The organism is Sphingomonas humi (assembly GCF_039536725.1).
Classification (GTDB): Bacteria; Pseudomonadota; Alphaproteobacteria; order Sphingomonadales; family Sphingomonadaceae; genus Sphingomicrobium; species Sphingomicrobium humi.
On sequence record NZ_BAAAZD010000001.1, the window covers coordinates 236,480 to 251,623 of the forward strand.

16 protein-coding genes and 1 tRNA gene are annotated in these 15,144 nt (G+C 66.8%); 9 read left to right on the top strand and 8 right to left on the bottom strand.

The features are described from left to right. Window positions 1-6 precede the first annotated feature (6 nt). Window positions 7-1,245 carry an aspartate kinase gene (locus ABD729_RS01050; RefSeq protein WP_344708306.1) on the bottom strand — a complete coding sequence of 413 codons (1,239 nt, stop codon included), beginning with the start codon at window positions 1,243-1,245 and terminating at the stop codon, window positions 7-9. A gap of 135 nt (window positions 1,246-1,380) precedes the next feature. Here ABD729_RS01050 and ubiG point away from each other — a divergent pair, with 135 nt between their 5' ends. Both ubiG and ABD729_RS01060 read left to right on the top strand, forming a co-directional pair. Then, window positions 1,381-2,106, top strand: a complete 726-nt coding sequence (gene ubiG / locus ABD729_RS01055; RefSeq protein WP_344708307.1) for a bifunctional 2-polyprenyl-6-hydroxyphenol methylase/3-demethylubiquinol 3-O-methyltransferase UbiG — start codon at window positions 1,381-1,383, stop codon at window positions 2,104-2,106. A 90-nt stretch (window positions 2,107-2,196) separates the two neighbouring features. Next, the gene (locus ABD729_RS01060; protein WP_344708308.1) at window positions 2,197-2,787 is read left to right on the top strand and encodes a PilZ domain-containing protein; all 591 of its coding nucleotides are present in this window, start codon (window positions 2,197-2,199) and stop codon (window positions 2,785-2,787) included. A 13-nt stretch (window positions 2,788-2,800) separates the two neighbouring features. Here the strand turns inward: ABD729_RS01060 and ABD729_RS01065 are convergent, their stop codons facing one another. Next, a complete protein-coding gene (locus ABD729_RS01065) occupies window positions 2,801-3,145 on the bottom strand; it encodes a PilZ domain-containing protein (RefSeq protein ID WP_344708309.1) in 345 nt (114 codons plus the stop codon). A 116-nt stretch (window positions 3,146-3,261) separates the two neighbouring features. Then, window positions 3,262-3,933 carry a glutathione S-transferase family protein gene (locus ABD729_RS01070; protein ID WP_344708310.1) on the bottom strand — a complete coding sequence of 224 codons (672 nt, stop codon included), beginning with the start codon at window positions 3,931-3,933 and terminating at the stop codon, window positions 3,262-3,264. A 144-nt stretch (window positions 3,934-4,077) separates the two neighbouring features. On the opposite strand from ABD729_RS01070, the gene rlmB reads away from it, so the two are divergent. The 4 genes from rlmB (at window position 4,078) to ABD729_RS01090 (ending at window position 8,977) form a co-directional block, all read left to right on the top strand. Continuing rightward, the gene (gene rlmB / locus ABD729_RS01075; RefSeq protein WP_344708311.1) at window positions 4,078-4,830 is read left to right on the top strand and encodes a 23S rRNA (guanosine(2251)-2'-O)-methyltransferase RlmB; all 753 of its coding nucleotides are present in this window, start codon (window positions 4,078-4,080) and stop codon (window positions 4,828-4,830) included. Window positions 4,831-4,925: 95 nt separating this feature from the next. Then, window positions 4,926-5,543 carry a DNA-3-methyladenine glycosylase family protein gene (locus ABD729_RS01080; protein WP_344708312.1) on the top strand — a complete coding sequence of 206 codons (618 nt, stop codon included), beginning with the start codon at window positions 4,926-4,928 and terminating at the stop codon, window positions 5,541-5,543. A 198-nt stretch (window positions 5,544-5,741) separates the two neighbouring features. Continuing rightward, entirely contained in the window at window positions 5,742-6,365 is a 624-nt protein-coding gene (locus tag ABD729_RS01085; RefSeq protein WP_344708313.1) for a biliverdin-producing heme oxygenase, read from the top strand. Beyond that, window positions 6,362-8,977, top strand: coding sequence for an HWE histidine kinase domain-containing protein (locus tag ABD729_RS01090; protein WP_344708314.1), 2,616 nt, complete (start codon window positions 6,362-6,364; stop codon window positions 8,975-8,977). Before ABD729_RS01085 ends, ABD729_RS01090 begins: the two co-directional genes overlap by 4 nt. Window positions 8,978-9,054: 77 nt before the next feature. Here the strand turns inward: ABD729_RS01090 and ABD729_RS01095 are convergent. Beyond that, window positions 9,055-9,128: transfer RNA gene (locus ABD729_RS01095), tRNA-Gly, on the bottom strand. Window positions 9,129-9,357: 229 nt separating this feature from the next. Between ABD729_RS01095 and ABD729_RS01100 the strand changes: the two genes are divergently transcribed. Both ABD729_RS01100 and ABD729_RS01105 read left to right on the top strand, forming a co-directional pair. Beyond that, a complete protein-coding gene (locus ABD729_RS01100) occupies window positions 9,358-10,089 on the top strand; it encodes a 16S rRNA (uracil(1498)-N(3))-methyltransferase (RefSeq protein WP_344708315.1) in 732 nt (243 codons plus the stop codon). A gap of 9 nt (window positions 10,090-10,098) precedes the next feature. Continuing rightward, window positions 10,099-11,469, top strand: a complete 1,371-nt coding sequence (locus ABD729_RS01105) for a glutamate--cysteine ligase (RefSeq protein ID WP_344708316.1) — start codon at window positions 10,099-10,101, stop codon at window positions 11,467-11,469. 10 nt (window positions 11,470-11,479) lie between these two features. Here the strand turns inward: ABD729_RS01105 and ABD729_RS01110 are convergent, their stop codons facing one another. Next, window positions 11,480-12,790, bottom strand: coding sequence for a phage terminase large subunit family protein (locus ABD729_RS01110; RefSeq protein WP_344708317.1), 1,311 nt, complete (start codon window positions 12,788-12,790; stop codon window positions 11,480-11,482). 15 nt (window positions 12,791-12,805) lie between these two features. Further along, window positions 12,806-13,054: a hypothetical protein gene (locus ABD729_RS01115; protein WP_344708318.1), complete on the bottom strand. Its 249-nt coding sequence runs from the start codon at window positions 13,052-13,054 to the stop codon at window positions 12,806-12,808. 369 nt (window positions 13,055-13,423) lie between these two features. Here ABD729_RS01115 and ABD729_RS01120 point away from each other — a divergent pair, with 369 nt between their 5' ends. Further along, complete coding sequence (locus ABD729_RS01120; protein WP_344708319.1) at window positions 13,424-13,831, top strand: reverse transcriptase-like protein; 408 nt, start codon at window positions 13,424-13,426, stop codon at window positions 13,829-13,831. Window positions 13,832-13,854: 23 nt separating this feature from the next. Here the strand turns inward: ABD729_RS01120 and ABD729_RS01125 are convergent, their stop codons facing one another. Continuing rightward, window positions 13,855-14,346 (bottom strand): hypothetical protein, encoded by a 492-nt coding sequence (locus ABD729_RS01125; protein ID WP_344708320.1) that lies wholly within the window; start codon window positions 14,344-14,346, stop codon window positions 13,855-13,857. Between the two features lie 16 nt (window positions 14,347-14,362). After that, window positions 14,363-14,983, bottom strand: coding sequence for a PEPxxWA-CTERM sorting domain-containing protein (locus ABD729_RS01130; RefSeq protein WP_344708321.1), 621 nt, complete (start codon window positions 14,981-14,983; stop codon window positions 14,363-14,365). Window positions 14,984-15,144 lie beyond the last annotated feature (161 nt).

Sequence of the window (15,144 nt, forward strand, 5' to 3'; positions counted from 1 at the left end):
GGCGGCTCAAGCGACCCGCTCCGCATCGAGGCCGAACGCGGTGTGCAGCACGCGCACCGCCAGTTCGGTGTAAGCCTCGGGGATCAGCACGCTCACCTTGATCTCCGAGGTGGTGATGGCGATGAGGTTGATCCCCCGTTCGGCCAGCGTGTCGAACATCTTGGCCGCGATCCCCGCGTTCGACCGCATCCCGACGCCCACCGCGCTGATCTTCACCACGTCGGTGTCGGTGACGATGTCGGTGAAGCCGACGCTGCCCTTGATCTTTTCCAGCTCGGCCACCGTCTCGGGCAGGCTCGCGGTCGGCACCGTGAAGGTGAGGTCGCTCGGCGATCCGGGCCGGACGACCGACTGGACGATCATGTCGACGTTGATGTTCGCCGCCGCCAGCGGACGGAAGATCCCGGCCACCGCGCCCGGCCGGTCGGGCAGGCCCGCCAGCGTGATCCGCGCTTCGTTAAGGTCGTGGGCGATGCCCGTGATGATGTTGCGTTCCATTCCCGATCCTTCGACCGCCTCTTCCCCGGCGATTAGCGTGCCCGGCTTGTCCTCGAACGAGGACAGGACCTGCAGCGGCATGTTGAAGCGCATGGCGAGCCCGACCGAGCGGGTCTGGAGCACCTTGGCCCCGACCGACGCCAGTTCGAGCATCTCCTCGTAGGTGACCATCGCCAGCTTGGCCGCCCGCGGGACGATGCGCGGGTCGGTGGTGTAGACGCCATCGACGTCCGTATAGATATCGCAGCGGTCGGCCTTCATCGCGATCGCCAGCGCGACGGCCGAAGTGTCCGATCCACCGCGCCCCAGCGTCGCCACCTCATTGTCGCCGGTTACGCCCTGGAAGCCTGGGATCACCGCCACCCCGCCAGCCGCAAACGCACGGTTCAGGACGTCGACGTCGATCGTCTCGATCAGCGCGCTGACATGGCCCGACGCGCGGATCGGCAGCTGCCAGCCCATGTAGGAGCGCGCCTTGACCCCCATGCCCTGCAAGGTGATCGCCAGCAGCCCGCTGGTCACCTGCTCGCCCGAAGCCACCACCACGTCATATTCGCGCGGGTCGTAAAGCGGGGCTGCCTCGCGGCACATCTGCACCAGCCGGTCGGTCTCACCCGCCATGGCGCTGACCACCACCGCGACCTCGTGGCCGGCATCGACCTCGCGCCGCACCCGTTCGGCGACGCTGCGAATGCGCTCCATCCCGGCCATCGACGTCCCGCCGAACTTCATTACGATGCGGGCCATCAGTTCTTTCGCTCCCCCGCTCGTTCGCCCTGAGCGAAGTCGAAGGGCGCTGGCGCAAGCGTGCTTCGACTTCGCTCAGCACGAACGTGAAGTGGGATTGTGGCCTGCATCGCGCCGCCCTGTTAGAGACGCGCTATGGCCGAAACAAGCACAAGCATCCGCCCCAACGAAGCCGCGCACTTCGGCGCGATGGCCGCCGAATGGTGGGACCCAAAGGGCAGCTCGGCCATGCTGCACAAGCTCAACCCAGTTCGCCTCGCCTTCGTCCGCGAATGCCTCGACCAGCATTTCAGCCTCGACCCCCGCGCGCTCCGCCCGCTCGAGGGCCGCACCGTGCTCGACGTCGGCTGCGGCGCGGGACTGCTTGCCGAACCGCTTGCCCGCCTCGGCGCCCACGTCACCGGCATCGACGCCGCGCCCGAGCTGATCGAGGCCGCCCGTACCCACGCCGGACAGTCGGTCCTTGCGATCCGCTACGTCGCCGGCGAAGTGGCGGCGCTGGACGGTCAGTTCGACCTCGTCACGGCGCTCGAAGTGATCGAACATGTGGCGGACCCCGCCGCTTTCGTCCGCACGCTCGCCGACCGCCTTGCGCCGGGCGGCCTGCTCGTCATGAGCACGCCCGCGCGCACCGCGTGGTCGCGGCTTCTGACGATCACGCTTGCCGAAGGAACCGGCCGAATCCCGCGCGGCACCCACGATTACGATCAATTCCTGAGCGCCGAACAGCTCTCCGCCCTGCTTGGCGCGGCCGGCCTGACGGTTACCGCCACCCGTGGCATCGCTTTCTCGCCCGCGCGTGGGCTGCAGCTCAGCGACGACCTTAGCCTCAACTATCTCGTCGCCGCCGCCCGCGATTGATCCAGACTGATACAGCCCGGACTCCGACCTTTCTGCTACTGATTGAGGTTAGTAAAAAGCAGCAGATTTAAAAGAACCGGAGAGTCGCTCGTGAACGTGTCGCTGGCCGAAAAGGCAACAACTTCCCTGCCCGTACGTGAAGATCGCCGGCCGGTGGCGCTTCACGGCTGGCTGACCCGCCGGGACCAGGAACAGGCGCACGACTTCTTCATCGACAATCTGTCCTACGGCGGATGCCGGATCCAGTCGGCGGCGCGGCTGGCGCGGGGCGACCAGGTCAATCTCACCGTTCACCGCCGAGGGGTCATTCCGGGCACGGTGCGTTGGCACAACGCCTATGGGATCGGCGTGTCGTTCACCCCCGAAGTGCCCGACCGCACCGAGGTTCCGCGCCGCGGCGACCGACTTCCGCTCAAGGCCGAGGTGATGGTCAGGCAGACCGGGCGCCGCGCCCGTGCGCTGGCGATCAGCGACCTGTCGCGCTTCGGCTGCTCGCTATCGTTCGAAGACCGGCCGTTCGAAGGCGAATGCGTGTGGGTCGCGCTTCCCGGGCTCGCCCCGGTCGAGGGCCGTGTGCGCTGGGCCGACGGTCGCGAGGCGGGCGTCGAATTCGTCCAGCCGATCTACGAAGCCGTGTTCGAGCTCCTGCTGGTGCGCATGGGGCTGACTGCCGCGGAATAGGCCCCGGCCGGACTTACGAGCCGGTCGACCGCCGCTTCAGCCAGTCGCCGATCGGCGCGTAGCCGTCGAGCAATGGGAAGGCGACACCAGCCTCCCGCTCGGCGACCCAGCGCAACTCGCCTTTCAGCGGCGGCATGTCCGGAATTTGGAGGATCACTCGCTCGGCCGGCTTGATCGCGCAGGCGGTGCTGAGCTTCACCCCGCCGTCCGACGCATTGTCGAGCCAGGCGGCATATTGCCGGTTGCCGATCCGGACCCGCACTGGGCAGCGCACCTCATGACGTTCGAAGCGTCGCTGCTCGGCGCTCGTCAGTTCGGCCTCGTCGGCCTCCCCGGCAGCGCGGAACGCCTTATCCATGAACATGCATCGCCTCCCCTGACAATCGACGCGATCATGGGGCAGAAGCCATCAACCGGCGCTTGCGCAGCATGGTTAGCGGCCGCTTATCACCTGGGGCGCGGGGACGCGCGCGCCTAGAAGTCGACCTTGTCGTAATGCTGCGGCGGTACGATCACTTCCATCCGCTCGCCCAGCAGCGGCCGGAAGGCAGGACGCGACTTCATCACGCTGTACCAGTCCTTGGTCTGCTTGTGCCCGCGCCAGTCGACCGCGCCAAGATAGTCGATCACGCTGAGGTGCGCCGCCGCGGTAAAATCCGCCAGGCTCAGCGCCGGGCCGGCCAGCCAGCGCCGATGGTCGAGCAGATAATCGAGATAGTCGAGGTGGTTGTTGCCGGTCTTCATCGCCTCGCGAAGCACCCGCGTATCGGGGCTTTCCTTGCTGACCAGGCGCTTCCGCATCCGCTCCACCATCAGCGGCTCGACCACTTCGCGGAACAGCTTCTCGTCGAACCATTCGGTCAGCCGCCGGATCTCGGCCCGCTGCGCCGCGTCGCCGTGGATCATCGGCACCTTGTCGACCGTCTCCTCGAAATATTCGGCGATCGGCTGGCTGCCGATGAGGGTGATTCCGCGCTCGGTCTCGACCAGCACCGGGGTCTCGCCCGCGGGATTGAGGTCGATAAATTCGTCCCGCCGCTCCCACGGATTCTCGCGCACCAGTTCGGCCGGAATCCCCTTCTCGGCCATGACCAGGCGGACCTTGCGGGAAAAGGGGCACAGGGGAAATTGCAGGAGCTGCCACATGGCCCCGGCTTTAACGCGGGTTCACCGAGGGGCAACCACTTGTCGCGTCATTGCGGGCCGAAGCCGAGGCAATCCTGCTGCGCTGACCCGTGGATTGCTTCGCCATGCTCGCAATGACGATCGTCTGCGGCTAATCCGCCTTCCATGACCCGCCGCAAGAAATCGCACCAATCCTCCCACGGAAGCGCCAATCGTCCGCGCTTTTGGGGCCGCCACGCCGTCGCCGCCGCGCTCGACAATCCTGACCGCCGGGTGCTCAAGGCCTGGGCGACGCAGGAAGCGACGACCCTGATGAACTTCCCGCCCGAAGTGGTCCTGACCCGCGCCGAGGTCACCGACCTGGCCCGCCTCGTCCCCAATGACGCGCCGCACCAGGGCGTGGTGATCGAGGTCGAGCCGCTCGAGGACATATGGCTCGGCGATCTCCTCGCCGAGGCCGACGAGAAGGCGACCCTGCTGGTCCTCGACCAGGTTACCGACCCGCACAATGTCGGCGCCATCCTGCGGTCGGCAGCTGCCTTCGGGGCGATCGGGATCGTCACCCAGGACCGCCACTCGCCTCCCGAAGGCGGTGCGCTCGCCAAGGCCGCGTCGGGCGCGCTCGAGCGGGTGCCGTGGGTCCGCGTCGTCAATCTTGCCCGCGCCCTCGACGAGATGGCGGAAGCCGGCTTCTGGCGGATCGGCCTTGCCGGCGACGCGCAGTCGACCCTCGGCGAAGCGCTCGGCCCGCAGCGGGTGGCGATGGTGCTCGGCGCCGAAGGCCCCGGAATGCGCCAGAACATCCGCGAGCATTGCGACGCGCTTGCCCGGCTGCCGATTACCGACGCGGTCGAAAGCCTCAACGTCTCCAACGCCGCCGCCATCGCCCTCTACGCGGCAGCCGAGGCGGGCAAGTGAAAGACCCGCGCCCAAATTCGTTCGCCCTGAGCGAAGTCGAAGGGCATGGCGCTGCCGTGCTTCGACTTCGCTCAGCACGAACGATAGGCTGAGCCATGGTCCACACCCCAGACAGCATGGCGGAAGCGCTCGCGCACCTGATGGCGACCGAGCCTGCCTTCGTCGCAGCCATCGACCGTCACGGCCCGCCCGACCCGCGCAGTTCGGAACGCGGCACCGCCGCCCTGCTGCGCACCATCGTCGGCCAACAGGTGAGTGTCGCCGCAGCCCAGTCGATGTGGCGCAAGCTGACCGAAGCCTATGGCGACCCGCCCGACCTTGAACGTCTCGCCGCCGCCAGCGACGAGGAACTGCGCGCGCTCGGCCAGTCGCGGCAAAAGGCCGGCTACCTGCGCAGCCTCGCCACCCTCACCCTCTCGGGCGAACTCGACCTCGTCAACCTGCCGCAAGACGATGAGGAAGCAATCGCGCTGCTGACCCGCGTCAAGGGCATCGGCCGCTGGTCGGCGGAAATCTACCTTTTGTTCGCCGAAGGCCGGCCCGACGTCTTTCCGGCCGGTGACCTGGCCGTCCAGATCGAACTCGGCCGCCTGCTCGGGACCGGAGAACGCCCGGCCGAAAAGTGGCTGCGCGAACGCGCGGCCGGCTGGGCCCCCTACCGCGGCGCGGCGGCAGTCCTCGCCTGGCACAGCTACAATACCAAGGTGCTCTAAACGGGCACTACCGGCCTGCGGGTCTGGTTGACCGCACCTATAAAGACGGTCACGGCGCCCCCGCTGGCGATCGGACGGCACTATCCCGACGCAAATGCCTGTCATGCCCGTCAGCAGGCCGCTAGCACGGATGAATCGTTACGGCGCAGGAGCGACTCGGACATTGGCTTACCCTTGTTGCAGGACCGACGACGCACTGTGACCGACGCCGTTCGCCTTGCCCCGCATCCGGACCGCGACACGGCTGCTCCCCGTCACCTGCTCCGGGCGGCGACGCGCAGCGCGCACGACCGCGTCGATGCGGCGTTCGGTGCCTTCGACATGGCGACTGCCGAGGGATACCGTCGATTCCTGAGCGCGCATCAGGCGGTCCTTCCCCCGCTTGAACGGTCTCTCGCCGCGTCGTCGGTCGAGGATCATCTCGCCGACTGGCCCAGCCGCTGCCGGTCGGAGGCGCTCGCCGCGGATCTTCGCGATCTCGGCATTGACGCTAGTGCTGATGGCGGGGAGGCGCCTGTCGCCGCTTTCTCCCCGGCCGAGGTGATGGGCGCGCTCTACGTGCTTGAAGGCTCGCGCCTCGGCGGCGCGATCCTTGCCCGCCACGTCGGCGCGGCCGCCGATCCCCGCTGCCGGACCGCCACTCGCTACCTTCTCCACGGAGAAGGCGAGCGGCTGTGGCCGAGCTTCGTCAGCTACTTCAACGCGTCGGACGTCGTGCGCCACTCCTTGCCGGAGGTCATCGCGGCCGCCCGCCACACCTTTTCCCTGTTCGAGACTGCCGCACGGGACGTGGCGGCGAGATTTCCCGAGGATAACCGATGACGATCACTCCCGCCGCTGTCGCCGATCCTGCGGCCGTTGACCTGACCAACTGCGACCGCGAACCGATCCACATTCCCGGTGCGATCCTCCCGCATGGCGCGATGCTGGTAATCGATCTTGCGACCTGGAACATCGTGCAGGCCGCAGGCGACAGCGTTGGCCTTCTCGGCCGGCCGCTCGACACCCTGGTCGGCGCGCAGGCCGACAACCTTTTCAGCGCCGAGCAGATGGACAAGCTGCGCGCCCTCATCGCCGACAATGACCTCATCAAGCCGCGCCACCTCCTCAATCCCTTTCTGCGGGTGAGCGACGATCGTCCCCTCGATGCCAGCGTCCACAAGACCGACGGGCTGCTGGTCATCGAAGTCGAACAGGCCGACCCGGCCGACGTCCATGCGCAAAACCCGCTCGGCTGCGTGCAGGAGATGCTGCACGGCCTCGACGCGATCCCTACCCTCGACGGTTTCTGCCAGGCCGCCGCCCAGCGCGTGAAGCAGATCACCGGCTATGACCGGGTGATGGTCTATCGCTTCCTCGAGGACGGGGCCGGCTGGGTCTTTGCCGAAAGCCGGGAAGAGCGGCTGGAGCCCTTCCTCGACCTCCATTATCCCGCGTCCGACATCCCCAAGCAGGCGCGCGCGCTCTATCTTCAGAACTGGCTGCGGTTGATCACCCAGGTCGACTACGAGCCCGCACGGCTGGTTCCGACCGACAATCCCGTGACCGGCAAGCCGCTCGACATGAGCCAGGCACTGCTCCGCGACGTCTCGCCGATCCACCGCGAATATCTGCGCAACATGGGCGTCGACGCGTCCATGTCGATCTCGATTATCCGCGAAGGCAAGCTGTGGGGCCTGTTCGCATGCCATCATTACAGCCCGCGCCGCCTGCCGCGGCACTTGCGCGCGGTGTGCGAATTGTTCGGCTCGATGTTCTCGCTCCAGCTAGAGGCACGCGAGCGCGCGGAGCAGTTCGAAGCGCGGCTCGCCAGCCGCAAGGTCCTGCAGCAGCTCATGCACAACCTCGCGGACGACGAGGATTACGGCCAGGGTCTCATCCGCAACACGCCCAATCTGCTCGACTACATCCAGGCGGGCGGGCGGTCCTTGCGCGAAACCGACCCGGGCGGCGTGGCCGTCCGCGTCAACAATGCCATTACCTCGCTCGGGCGGACCCCGACCGACGATCAGATCGCCGCGCTGACCGACTGGCTGACGCAGAAGATCGAGGATAGCGGCGATGGCATTTTCGTCACCGACCGGCTCGGCGAGGAGTGGCCGGAAGCCAAGGCCTATGAGGACGTCGCCTCGGGCCTGCTCGCGGTGTCGGTGTCGCGTGATCCGCGTGACTTCATCCTCTGGTTCCGGCCCGAAGTCGTCGAGAACGTGAATTGGGGCGGCAATCCCACCAAGCCGGTCGAAGTCGGCCCCAACGGCATTCGCCTGACCCCGCGCAAGTCGTTCGAGGTGTGGACCGAGACCGTTCGTGGCCGGGCCACGCCCTGGAACCTTGCGGACAAGGACGCCGCCTTCGACCTTCGCGTTTCGCTCCTCGACGTGGTGCTGCGGCGGATCGAGGTCGCCAACCGCGAGCGCGAGCGCGCCTACCAGCAGGAACGCCTGCTGATGGCCGAACTGGACCACCGGGTGAAGAACACGCTCGCCAACATCTCCGCGCTGATCAGCCAGACCAGCCGCAGCGCCCACAGCCTGACCGACTTCGCCACCGGCCTCAACCGCCGCATCCAGTCGATGGCCAAGGCGCACAGCCTGCTGACCAAGAGCCGGTGGGAAGGCGTCAACCTCCTCAACCTCATCCGGGAGGAGATCGACCACTTCAATTCAGGCGATGCCGGCATGACCATGGTTGGCGGCCCCGACGTCCTCCTCGCCCCCAAGGCGGCCCTTTCGCTGTCGCTCGCGCTTCACGAACTCACCACCAATGCCGCGAAATATGGCGCCCTCTCGGTCCACAGCGGCCGGCTCTCGCTGCGCTGGCAGCTGACCGCGGAAGGCGGGCTCGCCCTCGAATGGCGCGAAACCGGCGGCCCTGCCGTCCAGGAGCCAAAGCGAAGGGGCTTCGGCACCACGCTCATCCAACGCGCGCTCAGCATGGAAACGGGAGGACGCTCGGAAGTCCGGTTCGAACCCGGCGGTGTCGCCTGCGACATTTTCCTCCCGCCCGCGGCCATTGCCCGTGCTTCGGGCTATCCCGTCGAGCCGGTCGCCGAGAAGGCGCCCCCGCCTGCCCCACCGCAGCCCGAACTCGCGCGGCGGATCCTCGTCGTCGAGGACAGCTCGCTGGTCATCATGACCATGGAAGGCGTGATGGAGGACCTTGGCTGGGAGATGGTCGGCCCGGCCACCCGCGTCGACCGGGCGCTTGAGCTGGCCGCCAGCGAAGATGTCGACGCCGCGCTGCTGGACGTCAATCTCGACGGCGAGATGAGCTGGGACATCGCCCGCATCCTGCGCGAGCGCAAAATCCCCTTCGTCTTCACCACCGGCTATGACGGCTCGACCGTCCTCCCCGACGACCTTGCGGACGTCACCATCCTCAGCAAACCCTTCACCGGCGAGGACATCGAGCGGCAACTGCGGCTGCTGCTTTGAGCGAAGGTCGCGCCAAAGGCTGGAGCTAGTTCTCCAGCTGGAGCGCCCGTCAGGCAAAATGGTTGGAATCGCAGCGCTGGAGCGGGTGAAGGGAATCGAACCCTCGTCGTAAGCTTGGAAGGCTTCTGCTCTACCATTGAGCTACACCCGCCCATGTCCAAGGCGCGCCAAGCCCTGCCACGCCCCGCCCGCCGCGGTCAACCGTTTGCCGGGGTCATACGCTAGCGGCGGCGACGTTCGGCGCAGAATGCACTGCCACGCGTCTTTTCGTCGCAGCACCGATCCCCACCCGCTCCGCCACGAGCGACTTGAGATCTGATTCATCTTTCAAGTCCGAACACCGTCTTCACATGCCTGTAGTCGCGAGCTAGTCCGCGGTCATGCCCGCCACCCCAGCCTGGCCGCCGCGCAGCCTTCCTCGCCTGTTCGTCGATCAGCCGCTGGCCGAGGCGATCGCGATCCTCGTCGAGGACAAGCCGGCGCATTATCTTGCCAATGTCCTTCGTCTCTCTGAGGGCGACGAGGTCCTCCTCTTCAATGGCGATAATGGCGAATGGCGCGCCACAATCGAGGCCGCGCACAAGAAGAAACTCGTCCTCCGCGCCCTCGCGCAGGTCCAACCGGCCGAGGCGCTCCCGCCGCTCACCCTCGCCTTTGCGCCAGTCAAGCGCGCGCCGCTCGAATGGCTTATCGAGAAGGCAACCGAGCTTGGCGTCGCAAATCTCCAGCCGGTCATCACCCAGCGCACCATCGTCGAGCGCCTCAACCCGGACCGCCTCATGGCGATCGCGATCGAGGCCGCGGAGCAATGCGGACGGACCCGGCTTCCGGCCCTTGCCGCGCCGATGAAGCTCGATGCGCTTCTGGCCAGCGATCACGGCCACCTCCTGTTCGCGGACGAAACCGGCGGCGCGCCGCTGACCGCTGCGGCCGTCCCCGGGCCGACCACGATCCTCACCGGTCCCGAGGGCGGGTTCACGCCCGAGGAGCGGAGCCGGATCCTTGCCGCCGAGGCGACCGGCATCGGGCTCGGGCCGCGCATCCTGCGTGCCGAAACCGCCGCGCTCGCCGCGATCGCCCTCTATATGGCGGCGGCCGGAGATTGGCGCTAACGCGGCTTCATGACGACCCGCACAGACCTTAGCGACAGCCCCTTGATCGAGGGCCGCGCCGACCTTCTGGCGGAGTTCTCGAAGGGCGAAAAACCCAAGGCTAACTGGCGCATCGGCACCGAGCACGAGAAGTTCGTCTACCGGCTCGCCGACCACCGCGCCCCCTCGTGGGACGAACCGGGCGGGATCCGGGACCTCCTCACCGGCCTGACCGACTATGGCTGGCGCCCAGTCGAGGAAGACGGAAAGATCATCGCCCTGACCGGCAGCGACGGCACCATCAGCCTCGAACCCGCCGGCCAGCTCGAACTGTCGGGCGCGCCGCTGGCGACCCTGCACGAGACTTGCGCCGAGGCCGGCCGTCATCTCGAGCAGGTCAAGGCCGTCGGAGACAAGCTCGGCCTCGGCTTCCTCGGGCTCGGCATGTGGCCAGACAAAGCCCGCGCCGAACTGCCGATCATGCCCAAGGGGCGCTATGCGATCATGCTCCGGCACATGCCGCGGGTGGGCGGTCTCGGGCTCGACATGATGCTTCGCACCTGTACCATCCAGGTCAATCTGGATTACAGTTCAGAAGCCGACATGGTGAAGAAGTTTCGCGTTGGCCTGGCCCTCCAGCCGCTTGCCACCGCCTTGTTCGCCAACTCGCCGCTGACCGAGGGCAAGCCCAACGGCTTCAAGTCCTTCCGCAGCCATATCTGGACCGACACCGATCGCCACCGCACGGGCATGCTGCCGTTCGTGTTCGAGGAAGGCTTCGGCTACGAACGCTATTGCGACTACGCGCTCGACGTGCCGATGTATTTCGTGATGCGCGACGGCAGGTACATCGACTGCGCCGGCGAAAGCTTCCGCGCTTTCCTCGACGGCAAGCTCCCGCAGCTGCCGGGCGAAAGACCCACCCGCGCCGACTGGACCGACCACCTTTCCACCGCCTTTCCCGAGGTCCGGCTCAAGAGCTTCCTAGAGATGCGCGGTGCCGACGGCGGGCGCTGGGGCCGGATCTGCGCGCTTCCCGCCCTGTGGGTCGGACTGCTCTACGACCAGGGGGCGCTCGACGCCGCCTGGGACCTCGTCAAGCATTGGACGATCGAGGAGCGCGAGGCGCTCCGCTCCGCCGTCCCGGCCCAGGCGCTCGAGGCTCCGGTTCCCGGCGGCGGCACCGTTCGAGACCTTGGCGCCCGCGTTCTCGAGATCGCCAGCGCGGGCCTTTCGGCGCGCGCCGAGCTCGACACTGGCGGAACCAACGAGGTTGGTTTCCTTGACCCCCTGCGTGAAGTCATCGCCACTGGCGTCACTCCCGCGGACCGCCTGCTCGCCTGGTACAACGGCGACTGGCAGGGGGACGTGACCAAGGTCTACGACGAACTGAGCTTCTGATCCGGGCGGCCTAGAATCCCCGTAGTCCCGGCTTCGCCTTCGGCCGTCCGCTGAGTTCGTGCAGCGCCCAGACCATGGCGTCGGCCCGGTCGGGTGATCCCTTGCCGACGAACCCCGCGGCCGTCAGCTGACACAATTCGTCCTCCAGCTCGGGAAACATTCCGGCCAGCCCCGCTCGGCCGTTTTCAAACAATACCGCGATCGGCTCGGCCCGCGCGCCCTTGCCGGTCGAGGCATTGGCCTTGCGCATCGGCAAATTGACGTCCGCCTGCGTCAGCACCTGAAGCACCATGTCGCCGCCATTATTTGCCTCGACCACCACCAGATCCGCCGCCCACGCCGCCGCGGCTTCGGCGACCTTCGCCGCCCACCCCGCCGGCGACTGTCCGCGGCAGCTAAGGTCGGCTAGCACCATCAGCCGCTTCTCGTCGGTCCGCCCGCACACCACGATCCCGCACGCGTCGCCGGTACTGGTGGCCGGCGGATCGACCCCAATCACCACGCGCACCACCGCGCCCCAGTCCTGCGAACCGATACGGCTCTTCTCGATCAGGTCGCGTGACCACAACGCACCTTCCGCCTCGCTGGTCAGTTCCCCATCGAGCTCGCGCCGGCCGAGCCGCGTCCCCCGGTAGAGCGCTTCCATCCGTTGATGCCACGCTTGCGGCAGGTCGAGGTTGTCCCTGCTCCTGCCGCCGGTCGTCACTGTTCCCGCCTGCGCGGCGATCGCGACCAGCAGCGGGTCGTTGTTTCCGGGCGTCGTCGTCACCACGCTGCGCGGCGCCTCGCCCAGCCGCAGCCCGAGCTGGAGGTTGCTCCAGGCATTGGGCCCATCGGCCCATTTCCCCAGCTCGTCGGCCCAGGCGAACTGATGTTGCGGCCCGCGCAACGCTTCGCCGCTTGCCCCGCTGTAAAGCGTCGCAATCGCCCCCGATTTGAACAACAGCTCGTTCCGGCTGGCAATACAGCGCGGCTCCTCGCCGGGCGGAGCGCAGGCGAGAATTCCGCTTTCGCCCTCCACCATGATCCGCCGCGCTTCCTCGATCGTCGCGCCGGCCAGCGCGATGCGGCAGCCGGGATAAGTCCGCGCCTGTGACAGCACCCACTCCGACCCGACCCGGGTCTTGCCGAAGCCGCGCCCGGCCTGCAGCAGCCAGATCGACCAGTCACCCTCTGGCGGCTCTTGGCCTTCGCGTTCGAACACCGTCCACGACCAGCCGAGCGCGCGGCGGTCGGCCTTCGACAGATAGTCGAGCGGCATCCTGTCGCGCAGCCACCGCGGCCCGTTGGCAAGGTAGCGCAGCGTCTCGCGCGGGGACATTTTCCCGTCCATCGCTCAGCGCTTCCGCTCGGCCCGCTCCTTGCGTCGTTCCTCCATCTCGCGCTGCCGCTCGAGCCGCATCCGGATCAGCAGCGCCTGCAGCCGCGCCGTCGCCTCGCCGGCGTCCGACTTCTGCGGCTTAATGTCGCCCGGCTCCTTGCCGTGCGAGCGTTCATATTGCTCGATCAGCGACAGGATCAGCTTGGCGTCCATCCCCGACAGGGCTGCGTCAGCCGCTTCGTCGGGGCTGGCGGCCTGCAGCAAGGCAAGGCCACGACTAACCATTTCGGCACGAAGCGAAACAACTGCCTGCTCCTGGGCCGCCGCGAAGGCCGCACGGAAGACCGGATCATGGCGCCGACGGTGGTGGATTGTGGAGGTGGCGATCCCGATCTCCCGGGAGCAGTAACGGATATTGCTGGTCGCTGAAAAGAGGGTGAGAAATCGGTCTTGCCGCTCCTGCGTGAACGCTTCTCGCTGATCTTCCTGAAACTGAACCTGATGGCCTTTGGTGTTTCTGATCACCCCGACGTCCCTTGGAAAAAGCACGAAGGCAGTTATCCTTTTTGGTTCGTTTTGTCAAGATTGGCTAACGAGGGTTCGCCCATCTGCTTGCTTTTTATACAAAGGGGCATGCCTTATCTTGCCGGTCACCTGCCCGCGTCGCCCGTCAAGGTCTTCTTCGACGGCGGCGCGCGGCCGAACCCCGGGCGGATCGAGGTCGCAGTCGTCGCTCGGGGCACGGTTCATTTCTTCGATGATCTTGGCGAAGGCTGCAGCAGCGATGCCGAATGGCTTGCGCTGCAGTGCGCGTTGCAGGTCGCGCAGGCGCTCGGCGTTCCCGCCTTCGACCTCCTCGGCGACAGCCGCAATATCATCGCCCAGGCCAGTGGGGCAGCGGCGTGCCGGACCCCGGCCGCCCGCGCTCACCTCGCCCGCTTCACCGCAGCCGCCGCGTCAGTCCCGCCCCGCCGCCTTCGCTGGCTCCCGCGCCACCAGAATCTGGCCGGCATCGCGCTGGACCGGCGCAACAACAGCTGAGGCAGGCCCGCTGCGGTCGCCGACTAGCGGGGATCGATCACGCGAAGGCCGCTTGCCGTCTTGAACTGGACAAAGACGTTATCCAGCACGAACTCGTCAATCGCGCCAAAGCCGATGGTCACGGCCTCGATGTGGAGGACGTTCTGCTCTTTCAGCGTATTCTGCGGGACGAGCAGCGCGTGGCTCTTCCAGATAGGGTAGTGCTGGTTATCGAATTTATAGGTCGGGCCCGCCTTGATCCCCCCGGGGATATCGACGCCGTTTATCCGAAGGATCGCGGTTGAGGGGTTCTGCCGCAACGGATCGTCCCGCCCCAACCTTCCTGAATCGACCCCGACCGTTTCGAATTGCAATATGGCCCATTCGGTGGAAACGACGTTGGGACAGGTAAAGGGAAATTGCTTGGATTGACCGACGAAGGGGGCGTTCCAGTCGACCGAAAATTCCCTCGTTGCGTCACTCGGGGCGCCGAAACGCTGTCGAACGGCTTGGATGACGGTGAAATCAGATGCCATGTCAGCTTCCTCCGGTTCAGATGCTTCCGCCTGCCTCGGCCACACTCCTTCGCTTGCAGCACTGCTGACGGCGCAAGCTCGTCCGCCGTGTCCGCCGCAGCGACCAACCGATCGTCCCGAGCCCGCACAGCATCAGCGCCCAGGTCGCCGGCTCGGGCACGGCGGGGGCGCTCGGGCCGGTGACGGAAACCCGATCGATGTAGATGTCGCTGTTCAAGGTCAGGAAGCTGAACCTGAGCTCGGAAGACGGGCCGGACGCCACGACGTCATAGGTGTAACGCGTCCATAAACTGCCGAAAAACCCGCCAGTCAGCAGTTGTTGATCTCCGAAGCTGACTTCCCAGGTGCGATCGAAACTGAAGCCTGCGGTGTAGAGGTCGAACTGGACGGTATAGCTCGCGCCCGGGGTCGTGCTGACGGTTTGGAAGAGGCCGCCCAGCGACGAACCTGTATAAACGGCGGCGCGGCTCAACCCATCGGTATTGTTACCCACTTGGAGCTGCAGCGATGTCGTGGGGCCGAACGGCGTCCAACCCGTGAAAAAGGGGACGTCATCGAAGCTTCCGTTGACCAGCAAGCCGGCCTGCGCCGGCGCCGCAAGAAATGCGGCGCATACGAGAGCAAGGCTTGCGCGCATGGCCAGCCTATCGCGCTTGCCCCGGCGCGCCGGGGCAATCCTTGTTACAACCTTCTTGAAACTGGACCGGTGCACCGTTTGATTCTCCTTCCTTCGGAGGACCACCGGGCAACCGCTCGAAGCTGGATCACCCGATTCGTGAGGGAAGTCCTCGCACCGGG

What these genes read in the sequence shown, in the direction of transcription:
- ABD729_RS01050 (WP_344708306.1), bottom strand. Translation starts at nt 1,245, where the DNA reads ATGGCCCGCATCGTAATGAAGTTCGGCGGGACGTCGATGGCCGGGATG.
- ubiG (WP_344708307.1), top strand. Translation starts at nt 1,381, where the DNA reads ATGGCCGAAACAAGCACAAGCATCCGCCCCAACGAAGCCGCGCACTTC.
- ABD729_RS01065 (WP_344708309.1), bottom strand. Translation starts at nt 3,145, where the DNA reads ATGGATAAGGCGTTCCGCGCTGCCGGGGAGGCCGACGAGGCCGAACTG.
- ABD729_RS01070 (WP_344708310.1), bottom strand. Translation starts at nt 3,933, where the DNA reads ATGTGGCAGCTCCTGCAATTTCCCCTGTGCCCCTTTTCCCGCAAGGTC.
- rlmB (WP_344708311.1), top strand. Translation starts at nt 4,078, where the DNA reads ATGACCCGCCGCAAGAAATCGCACCAATCCTCCCACGGAAGCGCCAAT.
- ABD729_RS01080 (WP_344708312.1), top strand. Translation starts at nt 4,926, where the DNA reads ATGGTCCACACCCCAGACAGCATGGCGGAAGCGCTCGCGCACCTGATG.
- ABD729_RS01090 (WP_344708314.1), top strand. Translation starts at nt 6,362, where the DNA reads ATGACGATCACTCCCGCCGCTGTCGCCGATCCTGCGGCCGTTGACCTG.
- ABD729_RS01100 (WP_344708315.1), top strand. Translation starts at nt 9,358, where the DNA reads ATGCCCGCCACCCCAGCCTGGCCGCCGCGCAGCCTTCCTCGCCTGTTC.
- ABD729_RS01105 (WP_344708316.1), top strand. Translation starts at nt 10,099, where the DNA reads ATGACGACCCGCACAGACCTTAGCGACAGCCCCTTGATCGAGGGCCGC.
- ABD729_RS01110 (WP_344708317.1), bottom strand. Translation starts at nt 12,790, where the DNA reads ATGTCCCCGCGCGAGACGCTGCGCTACCTTGCCAACGGGCCGCGGTGG.
- ABD729_RS01120 (WP_344708319.1), top strand. Translation starts at nt 13,424, where the DNA reads ATGCCTTATCTTGCCGGTCACCTGCCCGCGTCGCCCGTCAAGGTCTTC.
- ABD729_RS01125 (WP_344708320.1), bottom strand. Translation starts at nt 14,346, where the DNA reads ATGGCATCTGATTTCACCGTCATCCAAGCCGTTCGACAGCGTTTCGGC.
- ABD729_RS01130 (WP_344708321.1), bottom strand. Translation starts at nt 14,983, where the DNA reads ATGCGCGCAAGCCTTGCTCTCGTATGCGCCGCATTTCTTGCGGCGCCG.